The sequence below is a fragment of the Alkalihalobacillus phoenicis genome (genome assembly GCF_047302405.1).
Taxonomy (GTDB): Bacteria; Bacillota; Bacilli; order Bacillales; family Bacillaceae_D; genus Alkalihalobacillus.
Window position 1 is genome coordinate 1534387 of record NZ_CP154853.1, and the last position, 24685, is coordinate 1559071.

General features: G+C 37.8%; 27 protein-coding genes. All 27 read left to right on the plus strand.

Going from position 1 to position 24685, the window contains the following annotated elements:
- Positions 1-375: 375 nt before the first annotated feature.
- The 27 genes from AA0017_RS07295 to trpA all read left to right on the plus strand — a co-directional run bounded on the left by AA0017_RS07295 (position 376) and on the right by trpA (position 24668).
- Entirely contained in the window at positions 376-1059 is a 684-nt protein-coding gene (locus tag AA0017_RS07295; protein ID WP_413380458.1) for a hypothetical protein, read from the plus strand.
- A 152-nt stretch (positions 1060-1211) separates the two neighbouring features.
- Positions 1212-2525 (plus strand): ribosome biogenesis GTPase Der, encoded by a 1314-nt coding sequence (gene der, locus AA0017_RS07300; RefSeq protein WP_413380460.1) that lies wholly within the window; start codon positions 1212-1214, stop codon positions 2523-2525.
- Positions 2526-2543: 18 nt separating this feature from the next.
- Complete coding sequence (gene plsY / locus AA0017_RS07305; protein WP_413380463.1) at positions 2544-3161, plus strand: glycerol-3-phosphate 1-O-acyltransferase PlsY; 618 nt, start codon at positions 2544-2546, stop codon at positions 3159-3161.
- A gap of 287 nt (positions 3162-3448) precedes the next feature.
- Positions 3449-4477: an NAD(P)H-dependent glycerol-3-phosphate dehydrogenase gene (locus AA0017_RS07310; RefSeq protein ID WP_413380466.1), complete on the plus strand. Its 1029-nt coding sequence runs from the start codon at positions 3449-3451 to the stop codon at positions 4475-4477.
- Positions 4478-4574: 97 nt separating this feature from the next.
- Positions 4575-4841 carry a stage VI sporulation protein F gene (locus tag AA0017_RS07315; protein ID WP_413380469.1) on the plus strand — a complete coding sequence of 89 codons (267 nt, stop codon included), beginning with the start codon at positions 4575-4577 and terminating at the stop codon, positions 4839-4841.
- Between the two features lie 282 nt (positions 4842-5123).
- Positions 5124-5330, plus strand: coding sequence for a DUF2768 domain-containing protein (locus tag AA0017_RS07320; RefSeq protein ID WP_413380471.1), 207 nt, complete (start codon positions 5124-5126; stop codon positions 5328-5330).
- 39 nt (positions 5331-5369) lie between these two features.
- Positions 5370-6095: a hypothetical protein gene (locus AA0017_RS07325; protein WP_413380474.1), complete on the plus strand. Its 726-nt coding sequence runs from the start codon at positions 5370-5372 to the stop codon at positions 6093-6095.
- Between the two features lie 319 nt (positions 6096-6414).
- Positions 6415-7893 carry a stage IV sporulation protein A gene (gene spoIVA, locus AA0017_RS07330; protein ID WP_003323177.1) on the plus strand — a complete coding sequence of 493 codons (1479 nt, stop codon included), beginning with the start codon at positions 6415-6417 and terminating at the stop codon, positions 7891-7893.
- 150 nt (positions 7894-8043) lie between these two features.
- Positions 8044-8610 (plus strand): GTP cyclohydrolase I FolE, encoded by a 567-nt coding sequence (folE, locus tag AA0017_RS07335; RefSeq protein ID WP_413380476.1) that lies wholly within the window; start codon positions 8044-8046, stop codon positions 8608-8610.
- Between the two features lie 18 nt (positions 8611-8628).
- Positions 8629-8847, plus strand: coding sequence for a trp RNA-binding attenuation protein MtrB (mtrB, locus tag AA0017_RS07340; RefSeq protein WP_413380478.1), 219 nt, complete (start codon positions 8629-8631; stop codon positions 8845-8847).
- A 278-nt stretch (positions 8848-9125) separates the two neighbouring features.
- Entirely contained in the window at positions 9126-9920 is a 795-nt protein-coding gene (locus AA0017_RS07345) for a heptaprenyl diphosphate synthase component 1 (protein WP_413380480.1), read from the plus strand.
- Positions 9921-9925: 5 nt separating this feature from the next.
- On the plus strand, positions 9926-10636 hold the full coding sequence (locus tag AA0017_RS07350; protein ID WP_413380482.1) for a demethylmenaquinone methyltransferase: 711 nt from the start codon (positions 9926-9928) through the stop codon (positions 10634-10636).
- 21 nt (positions 10637-10657) lie between these two features.
- On the plus strand, positions 10658-11524 hold the full coding sequence (locus tag AA0017_RS07355) for a UbiA-like polyprenyltransferase (RefSeq protein ID WP_413380484.1): 867 nt from the start codon (positions 10658-10660) through the stop codon (positions 11522-11524).
- The gene (locus AA0017_RS07360) at positions 11521-12123 is read left to right on the plus strand and encodes a UbiX family flavin prenyltransferase (RefSeq protein ID WP_413380487.1); all 603 of its coding nucleotides are present in this window, start codon (positions 11521-11523) and stop codon (positions 12121-12123) included. The genes AA0017_RS07355 and AA0017_RS07360 overlap by 4 nt, the downstream gene beginning before the upstream one ends.
- Positions 12123-12980 (plus strand): menaquinone biosynthetic enzyme MqnA/MqnD family protein, encoded by an 858-nt coding sequence (locus AA0017_RS07365; RefSeq protein WP_413380490.1) that lies wholly within the window; start codon positions 12123-12125, stop codon positions 12978-12980. Before AA0017_RS07360 ends, AA0017_RS07365 begins: the two co-directional genes overlap by 1 nt.
- Positions 12981-12990: 10 nt before the next feature.
- Positions 12991-13962 (plus strand): heptaprenyl diphosphate synthase component II, encoded by a 972-nt coding sequence (gene hepT, locus AA0017_RS07370; protein WP_413380492.1) that lies wholly within the window; start codon positions 12991-12993, stop codon positions 13960-13962.
- 169 nt (positions 13963-14131) lie between these two features.
- Positions 14132-14575 carry a nucleoside-diphosphate kinase gene (gene ndk, locus AA0017_RS07375; RefSeq protein ID WP_413380495.1) on the plus strand — a complete coding sequence of 148 codons (444 nt, stop codon included), beginning with the start codon at positions 14132-14134 and terminating at the stop codon, positions 14573-14575.
- 301 nt (positions 14576-14876) lie between these two features.
- A complete protein-coding gene (locus tag AA0017_RS07380) occupies positions 14877-15653 on the plus strand; it encodes a CheR family methyltransferase (RefSeq protein ID WP_413380497.1) in 777 nt (258 codons plus the stop codon).
- Positions 15654-15837: 184 nt separating this feature from the next.
- Positions 15838-17010, plus strand: coding sequence for a chorismate synthase (aroC, locus tag AA0017_RS07385; protein WP_413380499.1), 1173 nt, complete (start codon positions 15838-15840; stop codon positions 17008-17010).
- Positions 17010-18092: a 3-dehydroquinate synthase gene (aroB, locus tag AA0017_RS07390; protein WP_413380501.1), complete on the plus strand. Its 1083-nt coding sequence runs from the start codon at positions 17010-17012 to the stop codon at positions 18090-18092. The genes aroC and aroB overlap by 1 nt, the downstream gene beginning before the upstream one ends.
- 5 nt (positions 18093-18097) lie before the next feature.
- Positions 18098-18481: a chorismate mutase gene (gene aroH, locus AA0017_RS07395; RefSeq protein ID WP_413380503.1), complete on the plus strand. Its 384-nt coding sequence runs from the start codon at positions 18098-18100 to the stop codon at positions 18479-18481.
- 263 nt (positions 18482-18744) lie between these two features.
- On the plus strand, positions 18745-20256 hold the full coding sequence (trpE, locus tag AA0017_RS07400) for an anthranilate synthase component I (protein ID WP_413380506.1): 1512 nt from the start codon (positions 18745-18747) through the stop codon (positions 20254-20256).
- The gene (gene trpD, locus AA0017_RS07405; protein WP_413380509.1) at positions 20249-21274 is read left to right on the plus strand and encodes an anthranilate phosphoribosyltransferase; all 1026 of its coding nucleotides are present in this window, start codon (positions 20249-20251) and stop codon (positions 21272-21274) included. Before trpE ends, trpD begins: the two co-directional genes overlap by 8 nt.
- Positions 21267-22040, plus strand: a complete 774-nt coding sequence (trpC, locus tag AA0017_RS07410; RefSeq protein ID WP_413380512.1) for an indole-3-glycerol phosphate synthase TrpC — start codon at positions 21267-21269, stop codon at positions 22038-22040. The genes trpD and trpC overlap by 8 nt, the downstream gene beginning before the upstream one ends.
- On the plus strand, positions 22024-22686 hold the full coding sequence (locus AA0017_RS07415; RefSeq protein ID WP_413380515.1) for a phosphoribosylanthranilate isomerase: 663 nt from the start codon (positions 22024-22026) through the stop codon (positions 22684-22686). The genes trpC and AA0017_RS07415 overlap by 17 nt, the downstream gene beginning before the upstream one ends.
- Positions 22664-23875 carry a tryptophan synthase subunit beta gene (gene trpB, locus AA0017_RS07420; RefSeq protein ID WP_413380518.1) on the plus strand — a complete coding sequence of 404 codons (1212 nt, stop codon included), beginning with the start codon at positions 22664-22666 and terminating at the stop codon, positions 23873-23875. The genes AA0017_RS07415 and trpB overlap by 23 nt, the downstream gene beginning before the upstream one ends.
- Positions 23856-24668 carry a tryptophan synthase subunit alpha gene (gene trpA, locus AA0017_RS07425; RefSeq protein WP_413380520.1) on the plus strand — a complete coding sequence of 271 codons (813 nt, stop codon included), beginning with the start codon at positions 23856-23858 and terminating at the stop codon, positions 24666-24668. Before trpB ends, trpA begins: the two co-directional genes overlap by 20 nt.
- The last annotated feature ends 17 nt before the right edge of the window (positions 24669-24685 follow it).

Below are 24685 nucleotides of genomic sequence, written 5' to 3' on the forward strand. Positions count from 1 at the left end.
GTAACTTCATCCAAAGTTATTTGCTAATAGTTCGCCAAAATCTTTTTCTGAATTCCAAAACGGAGCCAGCGAAATACCCGGAGACTCCTGCGGGATAAATGAAATACGGGAGACCCCGCAAGCGAAGCGAGGAGGTTCCCGGTTCACCCGCGGAACGCGTAGGGTATGCAGTTGGCGGAGTACAACTAACTCATGTAACCTTTACTTTACAAACAGCCAGTGTCTCAGTGTCTTCGTCTTTGTCATGAGGAGGTTCCTTCTTCACTTAAATGTTATTTTAATGATTAGAAAGTTTTCTTTTAGACGATAATTTTAAAAAGAAGATGAAAGACTTATTTTTTAATAGAATGAATTCGCCGGAAAGGGAGTGAGAAGTTGGAAGGAATGTATTTTTATTGGGTTGCTTGGTTATTATGGATTGTTTTGACCTTCTTTTTTAATAAAACAACCAAACGTTTTTGGTTCACTGTTTGTTTGTTAATAATCGTTACGATTATGCCGTTGCAAATGTATTGGGATGGTTTTTCGTTTCGGGTAGCACTTATCCCTGCTTTTATGTTTATTTGTTATTTTTTGCGTTTTTATAAATGGCCAAAAATAATGTATTTGATTGTTTTATCTAGTCTACTAGCTATCGCTTATGCTACTTTTGACGTATTTACGTTGTTTGATCCAGTCGTTCTTTTTATCGATCACCGACTTTATTTAGCGGCGATAAGTTTTATTATTGCCTCCTTCCATTTAGGTTCGATTAAGGATAAGGTCATTACGTCTATAGTCGGAATGTTACAAGGAGAGTGCCTAGCAGGGTTTGTGAAACATTATTTTTTTGGTTTTGCCGAAATTGGTCGAATGCTTTTTTTAGATGTGGTCACTTTTACTATGAGTATGTTTGTATGTATTGCTTTAATAAGATATATGCTAAGTAGTATGAAACAGCTCTTTTTACAGTGGAGAGCAGGTAAACAACAACAAGAGGTTTTATATCCAGCATTAAGAAGGTCTACTAGGTCAGGACAAAAATTGCAGAGAGCGAATAACGTCAAAGTGGATGCATAAAATAGTAGGGAAACTCATTCACTCGAATGTTGAAATGGATAAAAAAAAGGCTTTTCAGGAAATAATGTGTACAAGCTAATAAACTTTTAGTAGAATGAATGAGTTACGAATGTATTTACAATGTAAAGTTTAAAAAGGAAGGTCGTGACGCTATGACGAAGCCAGTAGTGGCTATTGTAGGTCGTCCGAATGTCGGAAAATCGACAATATTTAATCGAATTGTTGGGGAACGAGTTGCAATTGTAGAAGATATGCCTGGAGTAACAAGAGATTGGTTATACAGTAAAGGTGAATGGTTAAACCGTGACTTTAACTTAATTGATACAGGTGGAATCGAACTAGGAGACGAACCTTTGCTCGTGCAAATGAGGGAGCAAGCGGAACTAGCGATTAAAGAAGCGGATGTTATTGTATTTATTGTGAATGGAAAAGAAGGAATTACAGGTGCGGACCAAGAAGTAGCGAAATTATTATTCCGCTCAAAAAAACCGGTTGTTTTAGGAGTTAACAAAATTGATAATCCTGAAATGCGTGAAGAATTATATGAATTTTACTCACTTGGAATAGGTGAACCATATCCGATTTCAGGTTCGCATGGTTTAGGTTTAGGCGATTTATTGGATGCGGTTATTAATTTTTTCCCTGAGGATGATGGAGAAGATTATGATGAGGAAACGATTCGTATTTCTTTAATTGGTAGACCAAATGTTGGGAAATCTTCATTAGTGAATGCGATGCTTGGTGAAGAGCGGGTAATTGTTAGTAATATACCTGGAACAACAAGGGATGCCATTGATACACCTTTTACAAAAGATGAACAGAAGTATGTCCTTATTGATACGGCTGGGATGAGAAAAAGAGGTAAGGTGTATGAATCAACGGAGAAATATAGTGTTTTACGTTCTTTAAAAGCGATTGAGCGTTCTAATGTCGTTTTAATCGTGATTAATGCAGAAGAAGGCATCATCGAACAAGATAAAAAAATAGCAGGATATGCTCATGAGGCAGGTCGTGCCGTTATTATCGTCGTCAATAAATGGGATACCGTTGTGAAAGATGACAAAACGATGAAGAACTTTGAACAAAAAATTAAGGATGAATTTTTATTCTTAAGTTATGCTCCTGTTTTGTTCTTGTCAGCTAAAACAAAACAAAGATTACAATTTGTATTACCAGCTGTTAATAAAGTTGCTGAAAACCATCTGTTACGTGTGCAAACACATGTTTTAAATGATGTGATTATGGATGCGGTTGCGATGAACCCTACACCGACAGATAAAGGGAAGCGTTTGAGAATTAGCTATGTGACACAAGTGGCAGTTGCACCACCAACCTTTGTGTTTTTTGTAAATGAACCTGAACTTATGCACTTCTCATATCAACGATTTTTAGAAAATAAATTACGTGCAACATTTGAATTTGAGGGGACACCAATTAAAATTCTAGCTCGAAAAAAGAACGATTAAATCATTTTGGGGGAGAATATGGAGGGTATCTTATTAGTCGTTACCATTGTATTTGGATATTTAGTAGGGTCGATTAGTTTTAGTTATATTATTGCTAAAAAGATTAAAAAAGTCGATATTCGTCAGCATGGAAGTGGAAATGCAGGTGCCACTAATACATTGCGTGTCTTAGGAGTAGGACCAGCGATAGCTGTTTTAATTTTAGATGTTCTTAAAGGGATTATAGCTGTTTGGTTTGGATATATGGTTGCTACGAATGATCTTGGCTGGTTTCCTGTTCTTGGTGGAGTTGCAGCCATTATCGGTCATAATTGGCCTGCCTATTACAATTTCAAAGGTGGTAAAGGGGTTGCCACAACGATAGGAGTCTTATCAACACTTGTTTTTTGGCCTTCCCTTATAGCTGGTTTAATTGCGATTTTAAGTATTATCTTTACTCGTTATGTTTCTTTAGGATCGTTATTATTTGTCCTGTTAACGCCTGTTGCGACATTCTTTTTATTGCCTTATTATGAGTATCCAATTGTCTTTATTTATTTGACATTTGTTGTAGCACTTCTGTCAATTTGGCGCCACCGTACGAATGTTTTGCGGATTTTTAATGGCTCTGAAAATAAAATTGGGCAAAAAAGTTAAAAAGTCATTCATTGTTTGAATATTTTAAATGGAAATCTCCATAGAAATTGTTGGCTTTAACCTGCAGACGGAATACTCTTTGCTTTCCGCGTTACCCTGGGTAGCTTCTACGCTTTTATTAAGCTACGGGGTCACCCCGATGGTCTCGCAGGAGCCTAAGTGTATTCCGTCTGCTCTTTTTGGTTATTTGAGATATAGGATCGATAGGGAAAATGTTTCTTTAAACAGAAGTTCAAAAATAATAAATAAGTCATTTAAAAGATTTGGATTTGATAGGAGATGATGATGTGTCAAAAGTTGCTGTTATCGGTGCAGGTAGTTGGGGGAGTGCCTTGGCCCTAGTCCTTGCAGACAATGAGCATGAAGTAACCATTTGGGCGAGAAGAGAAGACCAAATAAATGAAATCAATCAAAAGCATACAAATGAAAAGTATTTACCAAATATTGAATTGCCTCATTCAATTAAAGGCACTACCGACTTAAAAGAAGCAGTTAGTGGTGTAAACAATATCTTAATTGTTGTTCCAACGAAAGCGATTCGTGAAACCATTAAAAGCTTAAAGGAAGTTATCGATACAAAAGCGACGATTATTCATGCGAGCAAAGGGATTGAGCCTGGCACTCATAAACGAATTTCAGAAATGATCGAAGAGGAGTTTGATGGCTCAGAATTACTTGGGGATATTGTCGTTTTATCAGGCCCTAGTCATGCTGAAGAAGTGAGCTTACGCCAACCGACAACCGTTACGAGTTCATCAAATAATATTAAGGCCGCGGAAAAAGTACAAGATTTATTTATTAATCAGCATTTTCGTGTTTATACAAATCCTGATTTAATTGGGGTTGAGCTTGGTGGTGCGATTAAAAATATTATCGCCTTGTCTTGTGGTCTGACTAATGGATTAGGGCTCGGTGATAATACGAAAGCAGCAATTATGACACGTGGTTTAGCGGAGATGGCGAGGCTAGGTGTGAAGTTAGGGGCCGAGCCACTAACTTTTTCTGGATTATCAGGACTAGGTGATTTAATTGTGACATGTACGAGTGTCCATTCACGTAATTGGCGTGCAGGTCATATGTTAGGTCAGGGTTTAACATTAGATGAAGTATTAGAAAAAATGGGCATGGTTGTAGAAGGTGTTCGAACTACAAAAGCAACGTATGAACTTGCTTTAAAGTTAGGAATTGAAATGCCAATTACGACAGCGTTATATAAAGTGTTGTTTGAAGAAACGACCCCACAAGAAGCGGCCGAGGAATTAATGGGACGTCTTAAAAAGCATGAGGTTGAAGAAATTTCTAATTACTCTCTTTAAGAAAAGCGATTATTAGGCTTCTTCAAATTAGGATTTGCACCTCTTTTAGTTATTCGCATAGGATATGTTGAAACTATGTATGAAGGAGGTCGCACCGATGCATGAAAGAAACGACCATTCGTTTATGGATAATGTCCAAAAGAAAACGAATGTAAGGCCTGATCAATTATTGAAATTAGCCAATTCAGTAAGTCAAGCTAATCTTCAAGATGAAGCGACTGTTCGTCAATTAATCGCCCAAGTTTCAAAGATTGCTAATAAGCCTGTATCGAAAGAAAAAGAAGACCAGCTAGTGCAAGCCATTTTAAAAAATAATGTTCCTGCTGATTTTGCTTCTCTTGCCAAAATGTTCAATAAAAAATAGGTTCAAGTTCTTAGGCGTATGTTGAACGCAACTCGTAAGTGGTTGCATATACTTTATAGAACGAACATTATAAATAGGGCTTTGTTTTCGAAGGGTTTAGTTAAGTTGAAGAAGTGTGCCCCCGCTTCTTCAACCTTTTTTTGTTTTGGGGATAAAATAAGCCCGACTTCACAAAATTGTCGTAATTGAATGTGGGCTAGCATCGTGATCATTTTAACTTTATAATTGTTTGTATGCTATAATTTATAAGGTAGATTTTGAAGGTTTAGGGGGTTTGGCACTATGTCTCAAGCGATGTTAAGTATGTATGTCTCCTTTTTTGCGATGTTTTTAATGTTTGTATCGGTTGTGACGGCTTTAATTAGTCGGACAAAATTAAAAGGTTTCCTACAAAAAGTTGTCTTAACGATTTCGTTTATTTGTTTATGTGTTGCAGGGTTAATCGTCTTTATTGTTGTAGCTGGTGGACCGACAGCTGTAGCTGATTAAGGAAGTTTGGAAATAAATGAAATGAGGTAGAGATTGACGATGAAAAAAATATTTTTCCTCACAACGGTTCTATTAATAACTACATATTTGGCTGGATGTTTTTATCCAGAGGAAAATAGAATGGAGAATCAGGTCGCTTATCCGGATCAACTAGAATCGGTGCGAGTAGCCGTTGAGAATTTTCAAGAAGATACAGGTGTATTGCCAATTCGGACTTTTGAGGAAAACACACCTTTATATCATCGCTATGTCGTTGATTTTAATCAATTAGTTCCGCGCTATTTACAGCAAGCACCTGGTACGGCTTTGGAAAATGGTGGTGTTTTTCAATACGTATTATGGGATGTGGAAGATAGTCTGCAAGTTCGCGTCGTTGATTTAACGTCCATAAATGAAATTCAGCGTTTACACACAAGGGTCAGTGAACATATTCGTAAACATTCATATGCTCCTGTTGCTGAAGTTTTAGATCACGGTTTATTTAAACTTGATTACGAAGAGCTTGGATATTCAAGTGAACCTCACGTTAAAAGTCCCTATTATGAAACATTCTTGCCCTTGCTTTTAACAAACGACGGTCAAATTGTGATCGATTATCGAATTGATTTAAATATGGCATTGCAAGAATATGAACATGATTTCCAAGAGGGGGAAGATATTCGTTCCATCCTCTTAGAAAACACTTACTTTGTTCCAAGTCGTTCTGTAGCGTATACGTTGGATGAGAACGGTGAACCACAATATGATATGAGTTTAGAAAAATAGATTTATCTAAAGTAGATAGAATTTTAATTGTTTTATAAAAAAATGGTCTATTGCCTCTCTCCAATTGATATATATAGGATTGGAAGGGGCTTTTTTTGTTGAAGGATATAAGTGGCTTAATCATTTTGCTTGATTTTTTCTTGTGAAATGTCGAAGTACTCTGTATCTGAAGGGCATCCCCTTCTCGGTAGCAGTAATGAAAGGATTCGATTCAATCATTTGTCATAAGTCATAGGACAACATCATATGAATGATAGTGTCCTAAGATTTTAACGGAATCGATAAATTTCAAATCCTTACATGATCGGGAGGGGATCAAGTGGAAAAGATTGACATTTTCAAAGATATTGCTGAAAGAACAGGCGGTGATATCTATCTTGGGGTAGTAGGTGCGGTTCGTACGGGGAAATCGACTTTTATAAAAAAATTCATGGAGCTCGTCGTACTCCCGAACATTCCTAATGAGTCAGAAAAAGTACGAGCACAAGATGAATTACCTCAAAGTGCCGCAGGAAAAACGATTATGACAACCGAGCCAAAATTTGTACCGAATCAAGCTGTTTCTATTCATGTTGATGAAGGGTTAGATGTAAACATACGTTTAGTAGATTGTGTAGGTTATGCGGTGCCAGGAGCTAAAGGGTATGAAGATGAAAATGGACCAAGAATGATTAATACACCATGGTATGAGGAGCCTATTCCTTTTCAAGAAGCGGCTGAAATTGGAACGCGGAAGGTCATTCAAGAGCACTCTACTTTAGGTGTTGTTGTGACGACGGATGGATCAATTGGTGACATTCCTCGTTATGATTATATTGAATCCGAAACAAGAGTGATTGAGGAATTAAAAGAGGTAGGCAAACCGTTTATTATGATTGTGAACAGTGTTCGTCCTTATCATCCAGATACGGATAAGTTACGTCGCGAGTTAGCAGAGGAGCATGACATTCCTGTATTAGCGATGAGCATCGAAAGCATGACGGATCAAGATATCAACAATGTATTAAGAGAAGTTTTATTTGAATTCCCTGTACATGAGGTCAATGTAAATTTACCGAGCTGGGTTATGGTTTTAAATGAAGAGCATTGGTTAAGACAGAGTTATGAAGAGTCCGTACGTGAGACGGTTAATGATATTAAACGTTTACGTGATGTAGATCGTGTCGTTGGCCAATTTGCAGAGTATGAATTTATTGATGATGCAAGATTAGCAGGAATTGAGATGGGGCAAGGGATAGCAGAAATTGATTTATTTGCTCCAGATGACTTGTATGACCAAGTGTTAAAAGAAGTCGTTGGTGTTGAAATAAGAGGGAAAGATCATCTCTTACAATTAATGCAAGAATTTGCCCATGCTAAATCCGAATATGATCAAGTGTCTGATGCCTTAAGAATGGTGAAACAAACTGGATATGGAATTGCGGCTCCTGCTTTATCAGATATGAGTTTGGATGAACCAGAAATTATCCGTCAAGGTGCTCGTTTCGGTGTTCGTTTAAAAGCTGTTGCACCTTCCATTCATATGATTAAAGTGGACGTCGAGTCAGAGTTTGCACCAATAATAGGAACGGAAAAACAAAGTGAAGAACTTGTCCGTTACTTAATGCAAGACTTTGAGGAAAATCCATTATCAATTTGGAATTCTGACATTTTTGGGCGGTCGCTTAATTCCATTGTGAGGGAAGGAATTTCAGCGAAATTATCTTTAATGCCTGAAAACGCTCGCTACAAATTAAAAGAAACATTAGAGCGAATCATTAATGAAGGCTCAGGTGGATTAATTGCGATTATTTTATAATCGTTGTGATAACTTTTGACAAAATAAACAAAGATTTAGAGGAATTCCTAGTTATATAGGAATTCCTCTTTGCCTTTTTTGAAAAGAATGTGCTAATATTTAAGTATGTCATCCTTTATGACAAGAAAAGGATAATTGGAGGCAAAGACGTTGCAATCAGTAGATCATGAAAAAATTCAACAAGCTGTCACGATGATTTTAGAAGCCATTGGCGAAGATCCGAGTCGTGAAGGTTTAGAGGATACACCAAAACGAGTAGCAAAAATGTATGCAGAAGTATTTCAAGGATTAAATCAAGACCCTAAGGAGCATTTCCAAACTGTATTTGGCGAAGACCATGAGGAATTAGTGCTTGTTAAGGACATTCCTTTCTTTTCTATGTGTGAACATCATCTTGTTCCTTTCTTTGGACATGCACATGTTGGATATATTCCTAGAGGCGGGAAAGTCACAGGTTTAAGTAAATTAGCAAGAGCTGTTGAAGCGGTTGCCAAAAGACCGCAATTACAAGAGCGAATTACAGCAACGATTGCAGATTCCATTGTTGAATCACTCGCCCCACATGGTGTCATTGTTGTCGTCGAAGCAGAGCACATGTGTATGACGATGCGTGGTGTGAAAAAACCAGGAGCCAAAACGATTACGACTGCTGTACGTGGAAAATATGCAGAAGATGCATCATTAAGAGCTGAGGTATTAGGTTTTATTAAAAGTTGAGTGTAGAGGAGCGAAGTTATGAGTAATCAAAATGAGAGCATAGTCATTAAAGCCAAAGAAAATGGAGTAAATGTCATCGGTTTAACACGAGGGTCAGATACTCGTTTTCATCATTCTGAAAAGCTTGATAAAGGTGAGGTTATGATCGCTCAGTTTACCGAACACACTTCTGCGATAAAAATTAGAGGTAAAGCTGTTATCCAAACCGTACACGGGACAATTGATACAGAAGAATAAAAGCGGGATTTCCTGCTTTTTTCTATTTTGTTCAAGTTTATCTTTTTTTGGACATATTAATATAAGGCCTCAAAGGACGAGATGGTATTACTATTTAATGGGGTTGTTAATTTCAGTCAAGTAAGAGGTTTTGCTTATACCGAATGGTTAGTGGAAGGTTGATTTTATTAGTCCGACCGTTAAAATTATGCTATAATAGTATGCGGTTTATAAATTGTCTATTAAATTGGAATGGTCGGACGAACAGTAAAGTTGGTAAGTGATTTGGGGGACTATTGATGGTTAGCAAAAATGAGCTAAATGAGATTTTGAACGACATAAAAAAGAGCTTTAATGACTTAACAAAGCATACATATTTGGAGCGTCATATTGAGGGTCCCATTATAGATGAAGATAAGATTATTTTTTTATATGCCATGCTATCTTCACACCTTTCTAATAAAGATGTGAAGATGATTATCTTGTCCGCTATGTTGTTACAAGCAGCCTTAGATGTGCATGAGGATGTTACTCTCCATAAAATAAAATCAGATGCAGTGATAAAAGAACGGCAACTGACCGTTTTAGCAGGGGATTATTATAGTAGTCTCTATTATTATTTACTAGCTAAAGCTCAAAATGTTCCGATGATCCGCATTTTTAGTCGCTCCATTCAAGAAATAAATGAGTGTAAAATGAACCTTTATAAAAACTCAGCTGCACTAAAAGGGTATAAAAAGATAGAAAACGAAGTCATTTCAGTTGAATCGAAATTACTACAAAACATTGCTGAACATTTTGATGAACGGAAATGGCTGAGCTTATTTAAAGAGTTCTTTTTGTTGAAAAGGCTTTTAATTGAACAAAAAGCTTGGAAGAATGGAAAAAGACATGCGCTCATTCAATCCTTGTTATCGGAGCATCCAGACGATGCTGAAGATTTAATGATACTCGAAGAAAAAGTCGAGGTCTTAAAAGATAAAATTCTTCAAATGAGTCAATCAATGGCTACAGTTGAACGAATTATTGTTGCAAGGTTAGAAGGGGTTTTACAAGTAACGGTTAGTCCTAAGAAGGTTGCAGAAGAAGGGTGAATAAAATGACACAGTCAAAAGAAGAGCGCGTGCATCAAGTTTTTGAATCGATTTATAAACGCTACGATGTCATGAATTCTGTGATTAGCTTTCAACGTCATAAATCATGGCGAAAAAGCACGATGAAGAAAATGGATGTGCAAAAGGGTCAACAGGCTTTAGATGTTTGTTGTGGAACGGGAGATTGGACTATTGCACTCGCTCAAGCTGTTGGTTCAACTGGACATGTTGAAGGATTAGACTTTAGTCAAAATATGTTAAAAGTCGGTCAAGAGAAAGTGGACAACCTAAAATTAAAGCAAGTTAATTTAGTCCACGGTAATGCAATGGAACTACCGTATGAAGATAATCAATTTGATTATGTGACGATTGGTTTTGGTTTGCGAAATGTACCAGACTATACTCAAGTACTTAAAGAAATGTACCGAGTGGTTAAACCGGGAGGGAAGGTCGTTTGTTTAGAAACTTCACAACCGACAATACCAGGGTTTAAGCAATTGTACTTTTTTTATTTCGGATATATTATGCCGGTTTTTGGGAAGTTATTTGCGAAAAGTTATCAAGAATATTCTTGGTTAAACGAATCAACCAAAAATTTTCCGGGGCGTGAACAATTAAAGCAAATGTTTTTTGATGTAGGATTTAAACCGGTTGAAGTTAAAGCGTTTACCGGTGGAGTTGCGGCTATGCACCTCGGTATTAAACCGTCTGAGTAAATGAGAATTGGGGATAACAAAGTGATTAGAAAATTAAAAATCATCTTAGAAATGATTAAGTTTGAGCATACGGTTTTCGCTTTGCCATTTGCCTTTTTTGGGGCTGTTCTTGGTAGTGCCGTTATAAATGGGAGCTTACCAACTATTTCACAATGGATTTGGATCACACTGGCAATGGTTGGGGCTAGAAGTGCTGCGATGTCGTTAAATCGTGTCATCGATGCTCAAATTGACAAAAAAAATCCACGCACGGAATCAAGAGCTATTCCGGCTGGATTATTATCCAAACTGGAAGTGATTGTTTTTATTATTGCTTCATTTGCTCTTTTATTTGTTGCAGCTTTTCAATTAAATATGTTGGCTGTTTATTTACTACCAATTGCGGTCTTCTTTTTAGTTATTTATTCTTATACGAAACGCTTTACATGGGCTTGTCATCTCATTCTAGGTGTGACGATTGCGATTGCACCGCTTGGTGGATGGGTTGGGGCAACCGGAACCCTACCATGGGAGGCCTTTCTTTTATTTTTAGCGGTAGCGATGTGGACGGCTGGGTTTGATGTTATTTATGCCACACAGGATTTAGATTACGATCGTGATAACAATGTCTTTTCAATTCCAAGTCGCTTTGGATTAGCAAATTCATTAAAAATAGCGAAAGGGTTTCATATCATAAGTTTTTTAGCCTTTTTAGCGTTATACTTTTTTACACCATTAGGTTGGCTCTATTTGATTGGGGTGATAATCGCTGGGTTAATTATGATTTATGAACACTCGATTATTTCTGCTGATGATATGTCTCGACTAGACGTCGCCTTTTTTACGATGAATGGAGTTTTAAGTATTCAAATGTTCGTATTTGCGATTGGAGATGTGCTATTACTATGATGCAAAACAAAAAGAGAATTTTTACCGTTGGAATAACAGGGGCAAGTGGGGCGATTTATGGGGTGACGCTTGTACGTGAACTATTAAGACAAGAATTTGATGTCCATCTTATTATAACAGAGGCCGGCTGGCAAGTTTTTAAAGAAGAGTTATTATTAGATACAGTCAATCGTGAACAATTGCTTTCTGAGCTTTTTGCTGATGGCTATCACAACTTAACGGTTCATCATTTACATAATTATGCGGCTTCCATTGCGAGTGGCTCTTTTCGTAATGAAGGTATGGTTATTATTCCTTGTTCAATGGGAACTCTTTCAGGGATTGCACATGGGGCATCAGGAAATCTGTTGGAAAGAACAGCTGATGTGATGTTAAAAGAAGGTCGTAAGCTGGTCATTGTTCCAAGAGAAACGCCACTTCATCAAATTCACTTGGAAAATATGCTGACGTTAACCAAAATGGGAGCACACATTTTGCCAGCTATGCCCGGCTTTTATCATTTGCCACAAACGATTGATGATTTAGTTAAATTTGTAGTTGGAAAAACGTTGGATAGGCTTGGGGTTGAGCATCAAATGTTTAAAAGGTGGGGAGAGTAATGTCGATTCGAATTGGAGAAATATCCTATACAAATATTCTACCTCTTTTTTATTTTGTTGATAGAGATAAGTTAAAAGAAGAACAATTCACATTTATTCCTCAAGTTCCGGCACAGTTAAATGCGGCTATGTCTAAGGCAGAGGTTGATGTCGGTGGTATTTCTAGCTTTGCCTATGCAAAAAATCAACATAATTATACGCTCTTACCAGATTTGTCGGTTTCCTCTTATAACTCGGTTGGTTCTTTATTTTTGTTTTCTAAAGTTCCAATTGAACAATTAGATGAGAAAAGGATTGCTTTAACGTCAAGCTCTGCAACGACCGTTCATTTATTAAAAGTCATTTTGGCTCAATTTTATCAGTTTACAGTTCACTATGAAGTTGAGGAGCCAAACTATGATAAAATGCTTGCACAGTTTGATGCTTGTTTATTAATTGGTGATGATGCGATTAAAGCAACTTGGAGTAAAGAAACGAATATTTATCAGTATGATCTCGGCGAATTATGGTATCAATTTACGGGTTTACCGATGACATTTGCCGTTTTAGCGGTTAGGAATGAAGTTGTCGAAGAAAAAAGAACAGAACTCGAATTATTAAATCGAGAATTGTTATTTAGCAAGGAAATGTCGATACAAACACAATTTCAGCCGATGATCGAACAGATTATGAAAGATCATGCAGGAGATTTTACGTTTTGGTCGAATTACTTTAACGGCTTAACATACGATTTTTCAGAAGCTGAACAAAAAGGTCTGCTTTCTTTTTATGATTTATGTTACCAATTTGGTTATTTAGATGAACCAGTAGAGACCCTTAAATTATGGCAACCTGTGAAAGATAAATTGACTAAGTAAGGTGAAGTGAATGAACTTAGCTGATATTTATATAAACTATAAAGAAGATATTAAGACGATTGAACGTGAATTAGAAAAAAATGTTCAAACTGCCAATCCGATTTTAGAAGACGCCTCTGTTCATTTGCTTAGAGCAGGTGGGAAGAGAATTCGACCTGTTTTTGTTCTTCTTGCAGCAAAATTTGGTGAATATGATATTGAAAAATTAAAACATATTGCGGTTCCACTTGAACTTATTCATATGGGGTCACTCGTTCATGACGATGTGATTGATGATGCGGAGTTAAGAAGAGGGGAAAAGACGGTTAAATCGCAATGGGATAACCGTGTGGCAATGTATACAGGAGATTTTATTTTTGGAAAAGCGGTTGAAACATCGGCTATTTTTGTGAATCCGAGTATTCATCAAATTATGTCTAATGCGATGGTTGAAATTTGTTTAGGAGAAATTGAACAAATCCGTGATCAATATAATTGGGAACAAACTATGCAGGACTACTTACGTCGGATCAAAAGGAAAACAGCCTTACTTATTGCGATTAGTTCACAGCTCGGGGCGATTGCGTCCAAAGCGGATCTTGATGTACAAAAACAGCTCTATTGGTTTGGTTATTTTGTTGGTATGTCTTTTCAAATTACCGATGATATTTTAGATTTTATTGGGACAGAGAAGCAGCTAGGCAAACCAGCAGGTGGTGACTTGTTACAAGGAAATGTGACATTACCAGCCCTTTATGCACTGACAAAAAAACCTCAATTAAAAGTGGAGTTAAATGATTTCTTCAACGGTTCTAATCAGGATAAAGAACACTTCCACAAATTTTTAGAAGAAATCAAAGGTTCTGGTGGAATTGAATATGCGACTAAAATAAGTGATCTGTACTTAAAGAAGGCTTTTGAACGTCTTGAATTATTACCAGATATTAAGGCAAAACAACATTTATCAGATATTGCTACATATATTGGTCGCCGTAAATTTTAACATTTTTTAATAAAGAGGATGAGTGTTCGTGCTTATAGACATTCATCCTTTTTGAATTCTCTAAAATTGAAAATTTAAAATTGGTAAAAAAAGGTTTGAGAGCGTTTTATTTTTTTGATATACTAAGTTTGTTGTTTATTTGTTATATTTTGAAAGCGAGGTCAAAAAGATGGAACGTACATATTTAATGGTAAAACCTGATGGCGTACAACGTAATTTAATCGGTGAAATTGTCACAAGATTTGAAAAGAAGGGCTTCCAATTAGTTGGAGCTAAACTAATGTCCATATCTGAAGAAACAGCTAAAAAACATTATGCTGAGCATAGTGAACGTCCTTTTTTTGGTGAGTTAGTGAATTTTATTACTTCTGGACCGGTTTTTGCGATGGTTTGGGAAGGTGAAAACGTCATTAAAACAGCTCGTACGATGATGGGAGCGACTAACCCAGCTGACTCTGCACCAGGAACGATTCGCGGTGATTATGCAGCACAATTATCAATGAACATTATCCATGGTTCAGATTCTCCTGAAAGTGCTGAACGTGAAATCGGAATCTTTTTTACAGCAGAAGAGCTTTGTGAATATGATAAAGCGGTTAATGTTTGGGTTTAATCAATACGTCGAAAAACTATCTTCATTTGAGGATAGTTTTTTCTTATGGAAGAAATAAACTAAATTTACTAGTTGCAGTAAGTGCGGATGAGACGTAAAAAAGATAGGGGATGGCCGTCGGAAGTGATTTGGCCGTGGTTGATATGTAAAAAAGAAAGAGGAACGCCCCGAAAAAGCGACTTCTGCAGTCGTTCTAAATTTTTCCTCGTTCCTAACCGCCTTTCTCCGCTTTTCTTTTTTATAGAATTTTTTTCTTGTTGCATATATGATTAGAGGGAATGTAGAGAAGGGGAGAAACAAGATGGACCGAGATTATCATGATTTTATAACGAATATACATAATGTAACGGGAATTAATTTGTCTTTATATAAGGAAACACAAATGAAAAGGAGATTAACGACTTTACGTAATAAACATGGGTTTGTTACTTTTTCGGACTTTTTTGTAGCTATAAAAGAACGTCCTGCTCTGTTTGATGAATTTCTTGAGCGAATGACGATTAATGTTTCGGAATTTTACCGAAATCGAAATCGTTGGAATGTGTTACAAACGAAAATTTTGCCGAGATTAATGAAAGAAACAAATTCCTTAAAAGTTTGGAGTGCAGCCTGCTCCTCTGGCGAAGAACCGTATACGTTGGCACTCATGCTTTCAGATTTTGTCCAATTAAGAGAAAAGATGATTTTAGCCACTGATATTGATGAACAAATTATGGAGCGGGCCAAAGGTGGTTTTTATTTAGAACGCTCTGTTCAGCAAGTGCCCGAACAGAAATTAAAGACCTATTTTCAACGTGAAGAACTTGGTTATCGCATTAATGACGAAATAAAAAAGTCGATTGTTTTTAAAAAGCAAAACTTGTTAGCTGATCGTTTTGAAACAGGCTTTGATTTAATTGTGTGCCGTAATGTGATGATCTATTTTACGGAGGAAGCCAAACATGAACTGTATCAAAAGTTTAGTCAAGCCTTAAGGCCTGGTGGAATTTTATTTGTTGGTAGTACGGAACAAATCTTTCAAGCTAAACAATATCAATTAGAAGCAGATGAGACGTTTTTTTATCGGAAAATGAGTTAAAGAATCTTATATTTTTCTGAAAAAAAAGAAAATGATTTAGACGTATTTTATTATTTTTGGTAGAATGGCTAAATAATCAAATAGAATGAAGAGAAATTAATCACACAAATCAAAATAAATATGTTATAATTTAACGCATAAAAGCGATAAAGAGATTGGTGGTTAGTTAGAGGAGGAGACGTAGATGAGATATTTAACAGCAGGTGAATCACATGGACCACAACTCACAACGATAATTGAAGGAGTTCCAGCTCAATTAGAATTGTTGGCAGAAGATATTAATACAGACCTAGCAAGAAGACAAGGCGGGTATGGACGTGGTCGCCGTATGCAAATTGAAAAGGATCAAGTTCAAATAACGAGTGGTGTTCGTCATGGAAAAACAACTGGTGCACCCATTGCGTTAGTAGTCGAAAATAAGGATTGGACCCATTGGACAAAAGTTATGGGGGCGGAACCTTTATCAGAGGAAGAAGAGAAAGAAGTAAAACGTAAAATTTCAAGACCGAGACCAGGTCATGCGGATTTAAATGGTGCGATTAAATATGGTCATCGCGATATGCGAAATGTATTAGAGCGTTCCTCTGCCCGTGAAACAACGGTTCGGGTAGCAGCAGGAGCGGTTGCAAAAAAAATCTTATCGACATTTGGCATTCAAGTGGGTGGTCATGTTTTAGAAATCGGTGGCGTGAAAGCCCAACATACGAATTATAGCTCCATTCAAGATTTAAAAGACCGTTCTGAAGCTTCGTTAGTTCGATGTTTAGATGAAGAGGCTTCAACAAAAATGATCGAGGCGATTGATGAAGCCAAACAAGCAGGTGACTCAATCGGTGGAGTTGTTGAGGTCGTTATTGAAGGAGTTCCAATTGGACTTGGAAGTCATGTTCAATATGATCGTAAACTTGATGCGAAATTAGCGGCAGCGGTTATGAGTATTAATGCTTTTAAAGGGGTTGAAATTGGGATTGGTTTTGAGGCGGCAAGAAAACCTGGAAGCCAAGTTCATGACGAAATTATTTGGGATGAGGAAAAAGGGTATACCCGTAAAACTAATCATTTAGGTGGGTTTGAAGGCGGTATGACAAATGGTATGCCTATTGTTGTCCGTGGGGTTATGAAGCCAATTCCAACTTTATATAAACCACTACAAAGTGTAGACATTGAAACGAAAGAAACGTTTGCAGCTAGTATAGAGCGTTCGGATAGCTGTGCGGTTCCGGCTGCATCTGTCGTAGCTGAAGCGGTTGTTGCTTGGGAAGTAGCGAACGTTTTATTAGAAACGTTTGGCCAAGATCGAGTCGAGACGATTGAACGGAATATTAACCTTCATCATGAAGAGGCGAGGAAGTTTTAATGAGAAAGGTCGCGGTTCAAACAGAATCCAAAAGTTATGATGTATGGATTGAAGCCGGTTGCCTTAATAAACTTTTGCCGATGCTGAAAAGCTGGAAAAAACAACCTACTTCGATTTTTATTATTACAGACTCCACAGTCGCCGAACTTTATTTAGATACGGTGAAAAATCAATTAAAAGATCATTATCCACTTGTCGAAGCGGTCGTTCCTGCTGGAGAAGCCTCTAAGTCATTTGTTGAATTTGAGCAGCTTTTAACGGTTGCACTAGAAAATGGATTAGACAGAGATTCGACGATTATTGCTTTAGGTGGTGGTGTAGTAGGTGATATCGCTGGATTTGTTGCGGCTACTTATATGCGAGGAATTCGTTTTATACAAATTCCAACGACTTTGCTTGCTCATGATAGTAGTGTAGGAGGAAAAGTTGCGATCAATCACCGTTTAGGAAAAAACATGATCGGGGCTTTTCATCAACCAGAAATGGTTATTTATGACCCTGAGCTTTTAGCTTCATTACCAGAGAAAGAGTGGCGTTCAGGGTTTGCTGAAGCTTTTAAACACGGTTTAATTCAAGTGCCCGAATTTTATCAATGGTTACAAGAAAAAATCGATTCCTTTGTTGATTTAGATGTTTCTCTTTTAGAGCAATTGCTTGAGCGATCGATTGCCGTCAAAGCAGAGATTGTCGCGGAAGACGAAAGAGAAGCAGGGATAAGAGCCCATTTGAATTTAGGTCATACACTTGGTCATGCGATTGAAACTCAATTAGGTTACGGAAAAACAACACATGGTGAGGCGGTCGCTATTGGGATTATTTTTGCGATGCGATTAAGTGAACAGCTCTATCAGGTGAAATTACCGATTAATGAGTTCAAACAATGGTTGATGCAATTGGGCTATCAAACAAATCTACCGAAAACATTAAAGGCGGAGTCGTTACTTGCTACGATGAAAAAAGATAAAAAAGTCAATGCAGGTATCATTCGGATGGTTTTGATGAAAGAGGTCGGTACTGTACGAGTGGAAGAAGTGAACGCGCAGGAGATTTTAACGCTAATAGAAAAAATGCTTGGGGAGTGATTGTATTGGTGAGAGGAATCAGAGGTGCGACGACAGTAAAAGAAGATGTTGAAGAAGTTGTATTAGACGCTACAGAAGAATTGCTCGCATTAATGATTGAAAAAAACGAGATACAACCAGAAGATGTCGCACAAGTGCTTATAACCGTAACAGAGGATTTAATCGCGACGTTCCCAGCTAAAGCGTTACGCCGTTTTGAAGGCTTTGATTATGTACCTGTTATGTGTGCGAGGGAAATAGCTGTTCCAGGAAGTTTAGAGAACTGTATTCGGATTATGATGACGGTGAATACAGATGTTGCCCAAGACCAAATTACTCATATTTATTTAAATGATGCGGTAAAATTAAGACCAGATTTAGTCTTGACGGATCAAAGCGAGTCGGTTTAAACTAAAAGTAGAAGGATTCTTAAAGAGTGAATCCATAGTGAGAAGAGTAGAGTTTTTAAAGTATTTATAATGAAATGAAAATATGAGACGAGAAGAGTATGAGATTAGTTGAGGAGAGCTGAGCGGAGCAAAGGATGTTTATATACACCCTATGCCTATTGGTCATAGGGTTTTTTATATGTATTCTCTATTTCGGGCCAATGTTTTGGTGCTCGTACCCCTCCTTAATTTATCCTCCCTCTTTTTATGAAGGAGCGATACACATGATAAAAACCTCTTATTTAGCTTTTTGTGAACAGGCTAAACAACATAAAACAATCCCTGTTATTGAGCAATTTTTTGCGGACGGACTAACGCCTATTCAAATCGTTCATCAACTTACAGAAGAAGTGAGCTTTTTGTTAGAAAGTCATGATGAAGCCTCGATTTGGTCGAATTATTCGTTTATCGGTTTGAATCCACTTTATGAGTTAGTTGAGGAGAATGGCCGATTTATTACTTACTCCAAAAAGAAAGAACCAATCATTCATGGCCAGACATTTGAAGAAGCATATGAAGCGACAATGGCCCTGATGGATGTAGCTCCGATTGACTTGCCGATTCCTTTTAAAGGAGGAGCAGTTGGATATATGAGCTATGATGCGATTGAAACGATCGAGCCAGTTTTAAAAGCAAATACAACAAACGTCGCTCCTTATTATCAATTTTTATTTTGTGAAACATTAATCGCTTATGATCACGTGCAAAAGCAATTGACGATTATTGTTCATAAGCCGATTGATTTTGAATTAACCCTATCTAGTCAATACGATGAGTCGGTGAGTATATTAAAAAACATCGTTCAAAAATTAGAACAACCGATTCGAGGTTTATCGATCAAATCATCCCCTGCTTTTGAACAAGAAGTAAGCTTTGAAAAGATAAAATCGAATTATGATAAAAGTAGTTTTATAAGAGATGTGGAACGAATTAAAGAGTATATTCGGGCAGGGGATATTTTCCAAGCGGTTTTATCACAACGCTTTGAAGTTGATGTTCGTTCATCTGGTTTAGAGATTTACCGGGTTTTACGAATGGTTAACCCATCTCCATATTTATTTTATTTAAAGTTTGATGATTTAGAAATCGTCGGAAGTTCACCTGAACGACTTGTGCAAGTTCAAGACGGTCATGTTGAAATTCATCCGATTGCCGGAACGAGAAAACGTGGTCTAAATCAAGAGGAAGACAACAGATTGCAAGAGGAGCTACTAGCTGATGAGAAGGAACGGGCTGAACATTATATGCTCGTTGACTTAGCTCGAAATGATGTTGGACGGATTGCGGAATATGGTTCAGTCCAAACACCTACTTTGTTAGAAATTGGTAAATTTTCACATGTGATGCACATCGTTTCAAAAGTAACAGGCGAGCTCCGTACAGGTGTCAAACCACTAGATGCCCTCATGTCCTCTTTTCCGGCAGGGACAGTCTCGGGAGCACCGAAAATAAGAGCGATGGAAATTTTGCAAGAGTTGGAGCCAACCAAAAGAGGCATTTATGCTGGGGCCATCGGTTATTTAGGGTTTGATGGCAATATTGATTCTTGTATAGCGATTCGAACGCTCGTTTTAAAAGATCAAAAAGCTTATGTGCAAGCAGGAGCAGGGATTGTCGCCGACTCGGTGCCGCTAAAGGAATATGAGGAAACACAAAATAAAGCAAAAGCGTTAATAAGGTCGGTACAAATGGCAGAAAAAATGTTTGGCTATGAGGAGGTCAAAGTCGATGCTTAAAAGACACTTAAATGCTTGTTTAAATGGGGAAACATTATCAGAGGCCAGTGCCGAGGAAGTGATGAATGAGATTATGAATGGGCTCGCAACCCCAGCACAAATTGCTAGTTTTATTACGGTTATGAGGTTTAGAGGCGAGACCGTCGATGAGATAACAGGTTTTGCCCGAGCGATGCGTCATCATTCATTAATGATTCCTTATAATAGCGAACACTTAATTGATACTTGTGGGACTGGTGGAGATTCATTAAGAACGTTTAATATTTCCACAACTGTTGCGATTGTTTTGTCCTCTTTTGGAATAAAAGTCGCAAAACACGGCAATCGAGCGGTCTCATCCAAAAGTGGAAGTGCGGATGTGCTTGAACAATTAGGTATTGACATTCAGCGTACACCCGAAGAAGCGGCGAAATCATTGGAGAATCATCATCTTTGTTTTTTATTTGCCCCTCTTTACCATCAATCGATGAAACATGCGGTTACACCTCGTAAAGAGTTAGGGTTTCGGACGATTTTTAATATGTTAGGCCCACTCACCAATCCAGCTCAAGCGAAACACCAATTATTAGGTGTTTATGATGAAAAGATGCTAGATAAAATGGCCGAGGCATTGCAACGATTAGGAACAAAACATTCTTTAGTCGTAACAGGTGGAGAAGGACTTGATGAATGCTCGATTACGACTTTTACCGATGTGGTTGAAATCAAAGGAAATGAACGGATTCGTTATCAAATAACGCCTGAACAATTTGGGTTAGTTCGTGGTAAACTAGAGGAAATTCAAGTGAATACCCCTGAAGAAAGTGCGAAGTTAATTCTTGAAGTGTTGCAAGGAACAGCAAATGATTCCTCGCAAAATATCGTTTATTTAAATGCAGGTGTGGCCCTTTATGGTGCCGATCAAGTCGCTTCCATTCAAGAAGGGGTTGAGGTTGTTCGAAAAAGGGTGGAAGCTGGGGAAGTGTATGAGCATTTTTTACAATTACAAAGCGAAAGAAGGGAATCACAGCATGCTTGATCAAATCATCGCAACAAAAAAAGAAGAAATTGCGGCATTAGTCTTACCAGAACAGGCAGTTGTAACAAACTATTCCTTATATAAAGCATTACAAAATAAAAATCGTTCTGTTGGTTTAATAGCTGAAGTGAAAAAGGCATCCCCGTCTAAAGGAGTGATCCAGCCCAATTTTGATCCAGTCAAAACGGCGATCGGGTACGAAAAAGGGGGAGCGGACGCTATTTCTGTTTTAACCGATATTCAATATTTTCAAGGGTCACGAGATTATATTACCGAGATTAAAAAACATGTTTCGATTCCGGTGATGCGAAAAGATTTTATTATTAGTAAAGAACAAATTGATGAAACGGTTCGTATTGGGGCTGATGCGATGCTTTTAATTGTTGGGACAGTACCGACAAGGGAGTTAAAAGAGCTTTATGACTATGCTTATCAAAATGGTTTAGAATGTTTAGTCGAAGTCCATGCGAAGGAAGAATTAGAAGAGCTCCTTGATGTCTTTACGCCAAAAATTGTTGGTATTAATAACAGAAATTTAAAAACTTTCAAAACGTCATTAGAACAAACGAAGGAAATGGGAGAAATCGTTCCGAAAGAAAGTCTATTTGTGAGTGAAAGTGGCATTTTAACTAGTGAGGATGTTCAAACCGTTTTACAAGCTGGTGCCAATGGAATTTTGGTCGGAGAGTCTTTAATGCGAGCGGCTAGCCCAGAAATAGGGATTCATACATTGTTTGGGGGAGAAAAGATTGAAGCCAACACTTAAATTATGTGGTAACCATTCCGAAAAAGATGTTTTCGTGACATTAAAAAGCAAAGCCGATTATATTGGCTTTGTTTTTGCTAACAGCAAACGACAAGTGACCATTAAACAAGTATCGGAGTGGCTTAACACTTATCAAGATTCTCTAACTCGTAAAAAGATTGTTGCTTTATTTGTGAATGAAGCGACTGAGACGATTTTAGAAACAATCGAAGCGTTACCTATTGATGTCATTCAATGTCATGGGAATGAATCTGTTAATGATGTCGCACGATTAAAAGAAAAAGTAGACATTCCCATTTGGAAAGTGGTTCATAGTGGAGAAGGAGCGTTAGCTTACATGGCTGCTTTCTCAGGGCTTGTAGATGGTTATATTATCGACTGTAAATTTCAAGGGGCTTGGGGTGGAACAGGTCACTCCTTTGATTGGAGCGAAATTCCTGCTTATCAAAAAGAAGCAAAAAAACAAAAGGTTCCGCTTATGATTGCCGGCGGAATCAATCCGAATAATATCGATGAGTTATTACGATTTCAACCGGATGGAATTGATGTATCAAGTGGAATTGAAGAAAATGGTGAGAAATCCAAACGGTTAATTGAGCAACTAGTGGAGAGGATGAGTCAAAGTGAACACAACATATCCAGATAATAGAGGTCGTTTCGGTGATTTTGGGGGCAAGTATGTTCCAGAAACATTAATGAGTGTCATTGAGGAGCTTGAAGCCGCATTAGAAGAGGCCATGAATGATCCTCTTTTTTTAGATGAATATCTTGATCATTTACAAGAATATGCAGGAAGACCGACTGCTTTAACGTACGCAAAAAATGTCTCAGAAGCATTAGGTGGAGCCAAGATCTATTTAAAAAGAGAAGATTTGCTTCATACGGGTGCTCATAAGTTAAATAACGCGATCGGTCAGGCGTTACTGGCGAAAAGAATGGGAAAAACAAAAATTGTTGCCGAAACAGGAGCAGGACAGCATGGGGTAGCCTCCGCAACGATTGCGGCACGATTTGGCTTAGAATGCAAAGTGTTTATGGGGGCAGAGGATATGGAAAGACAAGCGTTAAATGTCTTTCGAATGGAATTACTTGGAGCTGAAGTTATTCCGGCAACCTCAGGGAGTCAAACATTAAAGGATGCGACGAATGAAGCGATTCGTTATTGGGTTGCCAATGCAGAAGACACATTTTATTTAATTGGTTCTGTTGTAGGTCCACACCCTTATCCAAAAATGGTCCGTAATTTTCAACGAATTATCGGGGACGAATCAAGAGAACAAATTTTAAAAAGGGAAGGTCAATTACCGACAGAGATTATTGCTTGTGTAGGCGGTGGGAGCAATGCGATCGGAACGTTTTATCCTTATTTAAACGATAATTTAAAAATGATCGGCGTGGAAGCGGCCGGACTAGGTGTGGAGACGACTCAACATGCCGCCACGATTACAAAAGGGAAAGAAGGGGTAATTCACGGTTCTTTAACGTATTTACTTCAGGATGAACATGGACAAATCATTGAGCCCTATTCGATTTCAGCAGGACTCGATTATCCAGGGGTGGGACCAGAGCATGCTTATTTAGCAAAAAGCGGGCTTGTCGATTACGAAGCAGTCACGGATCAAGAAGCTTTGGATGCATTAAAATTTTTGTCGGAAAAAGAAGGGATTATCCCAGCTGTTGAAAGTGCGCATGCATTAGCAAAAGCGTTTGAACGGGCACAGTTATTAACAAAAGACGATATCATTTTAGTGTGTTTATCAGGTCGTGGTGACAAGGATGTTCATACTTTACAGAAATACTTCAGAGGTGAAAATCATGAAAACAAAAGTGAATAATCGGATGGAAGAAATCACAAAAAAAGATGAGAAGCTTTTTATCCCATTTATTACAGCTGGCGATCCAACGGCTGAGGCGACGATCGAAATTGCTTTAGCTTTAGAAGAAGCGGGAGCAAGTATACTGGAGTTAGGGATTCCGTATTCAGATCCATTAGCCGACGGACCAACAATTCAAGCCGCTTCCAAACGAGCATTAGCAGGTGGGATGACATTAGAAAAGGCGATGCATTTAGTGCCTATCATGAGAAAAAAAGGCCTGACAATCCCTGTCGTTATTTTCACTTACTATAACCCTGTTTTACAATATGGTGTGGAGCGTTTTGTGGAACAAGCAAAAGAGTTGGAAATCGACGGATTACTCGTTCCTGATTTACCAATTGAAGAAAGTGAAGAGCTTTCGTTATTATGTGCTGCTAACGGATTATCGCTCATTTCATTAGTTGCTCCTACATCAAAACAACGAATCGAGAAAATCGCCCAACAAGCACAAGGCTTTCTTTATTGCGTCTCTTCTTTAGGAGTAACAGGAGCAAGAGAGGAAATCGATCCTCGAGTCTACGAATTTTTACAAACGGTCAAAGAAGTGAGTAATATTCCGATTGCTGTTGGATTTGGGATTTCAAATGCGGAACAAGTCCGTTTAATGAATCAATATTCGGATGGAGTCGTTGTTGGAAGTGCACTCGTGAGCGAAATTGAAAAGCTAGAACAATCACTAAAAAGTGAAAAATTCAGAAAAGATGCGTTAAATTCGTTAAAAACATTTGTCACATCTCTGATTTCATCGTAACATAGAGGAAAGATACT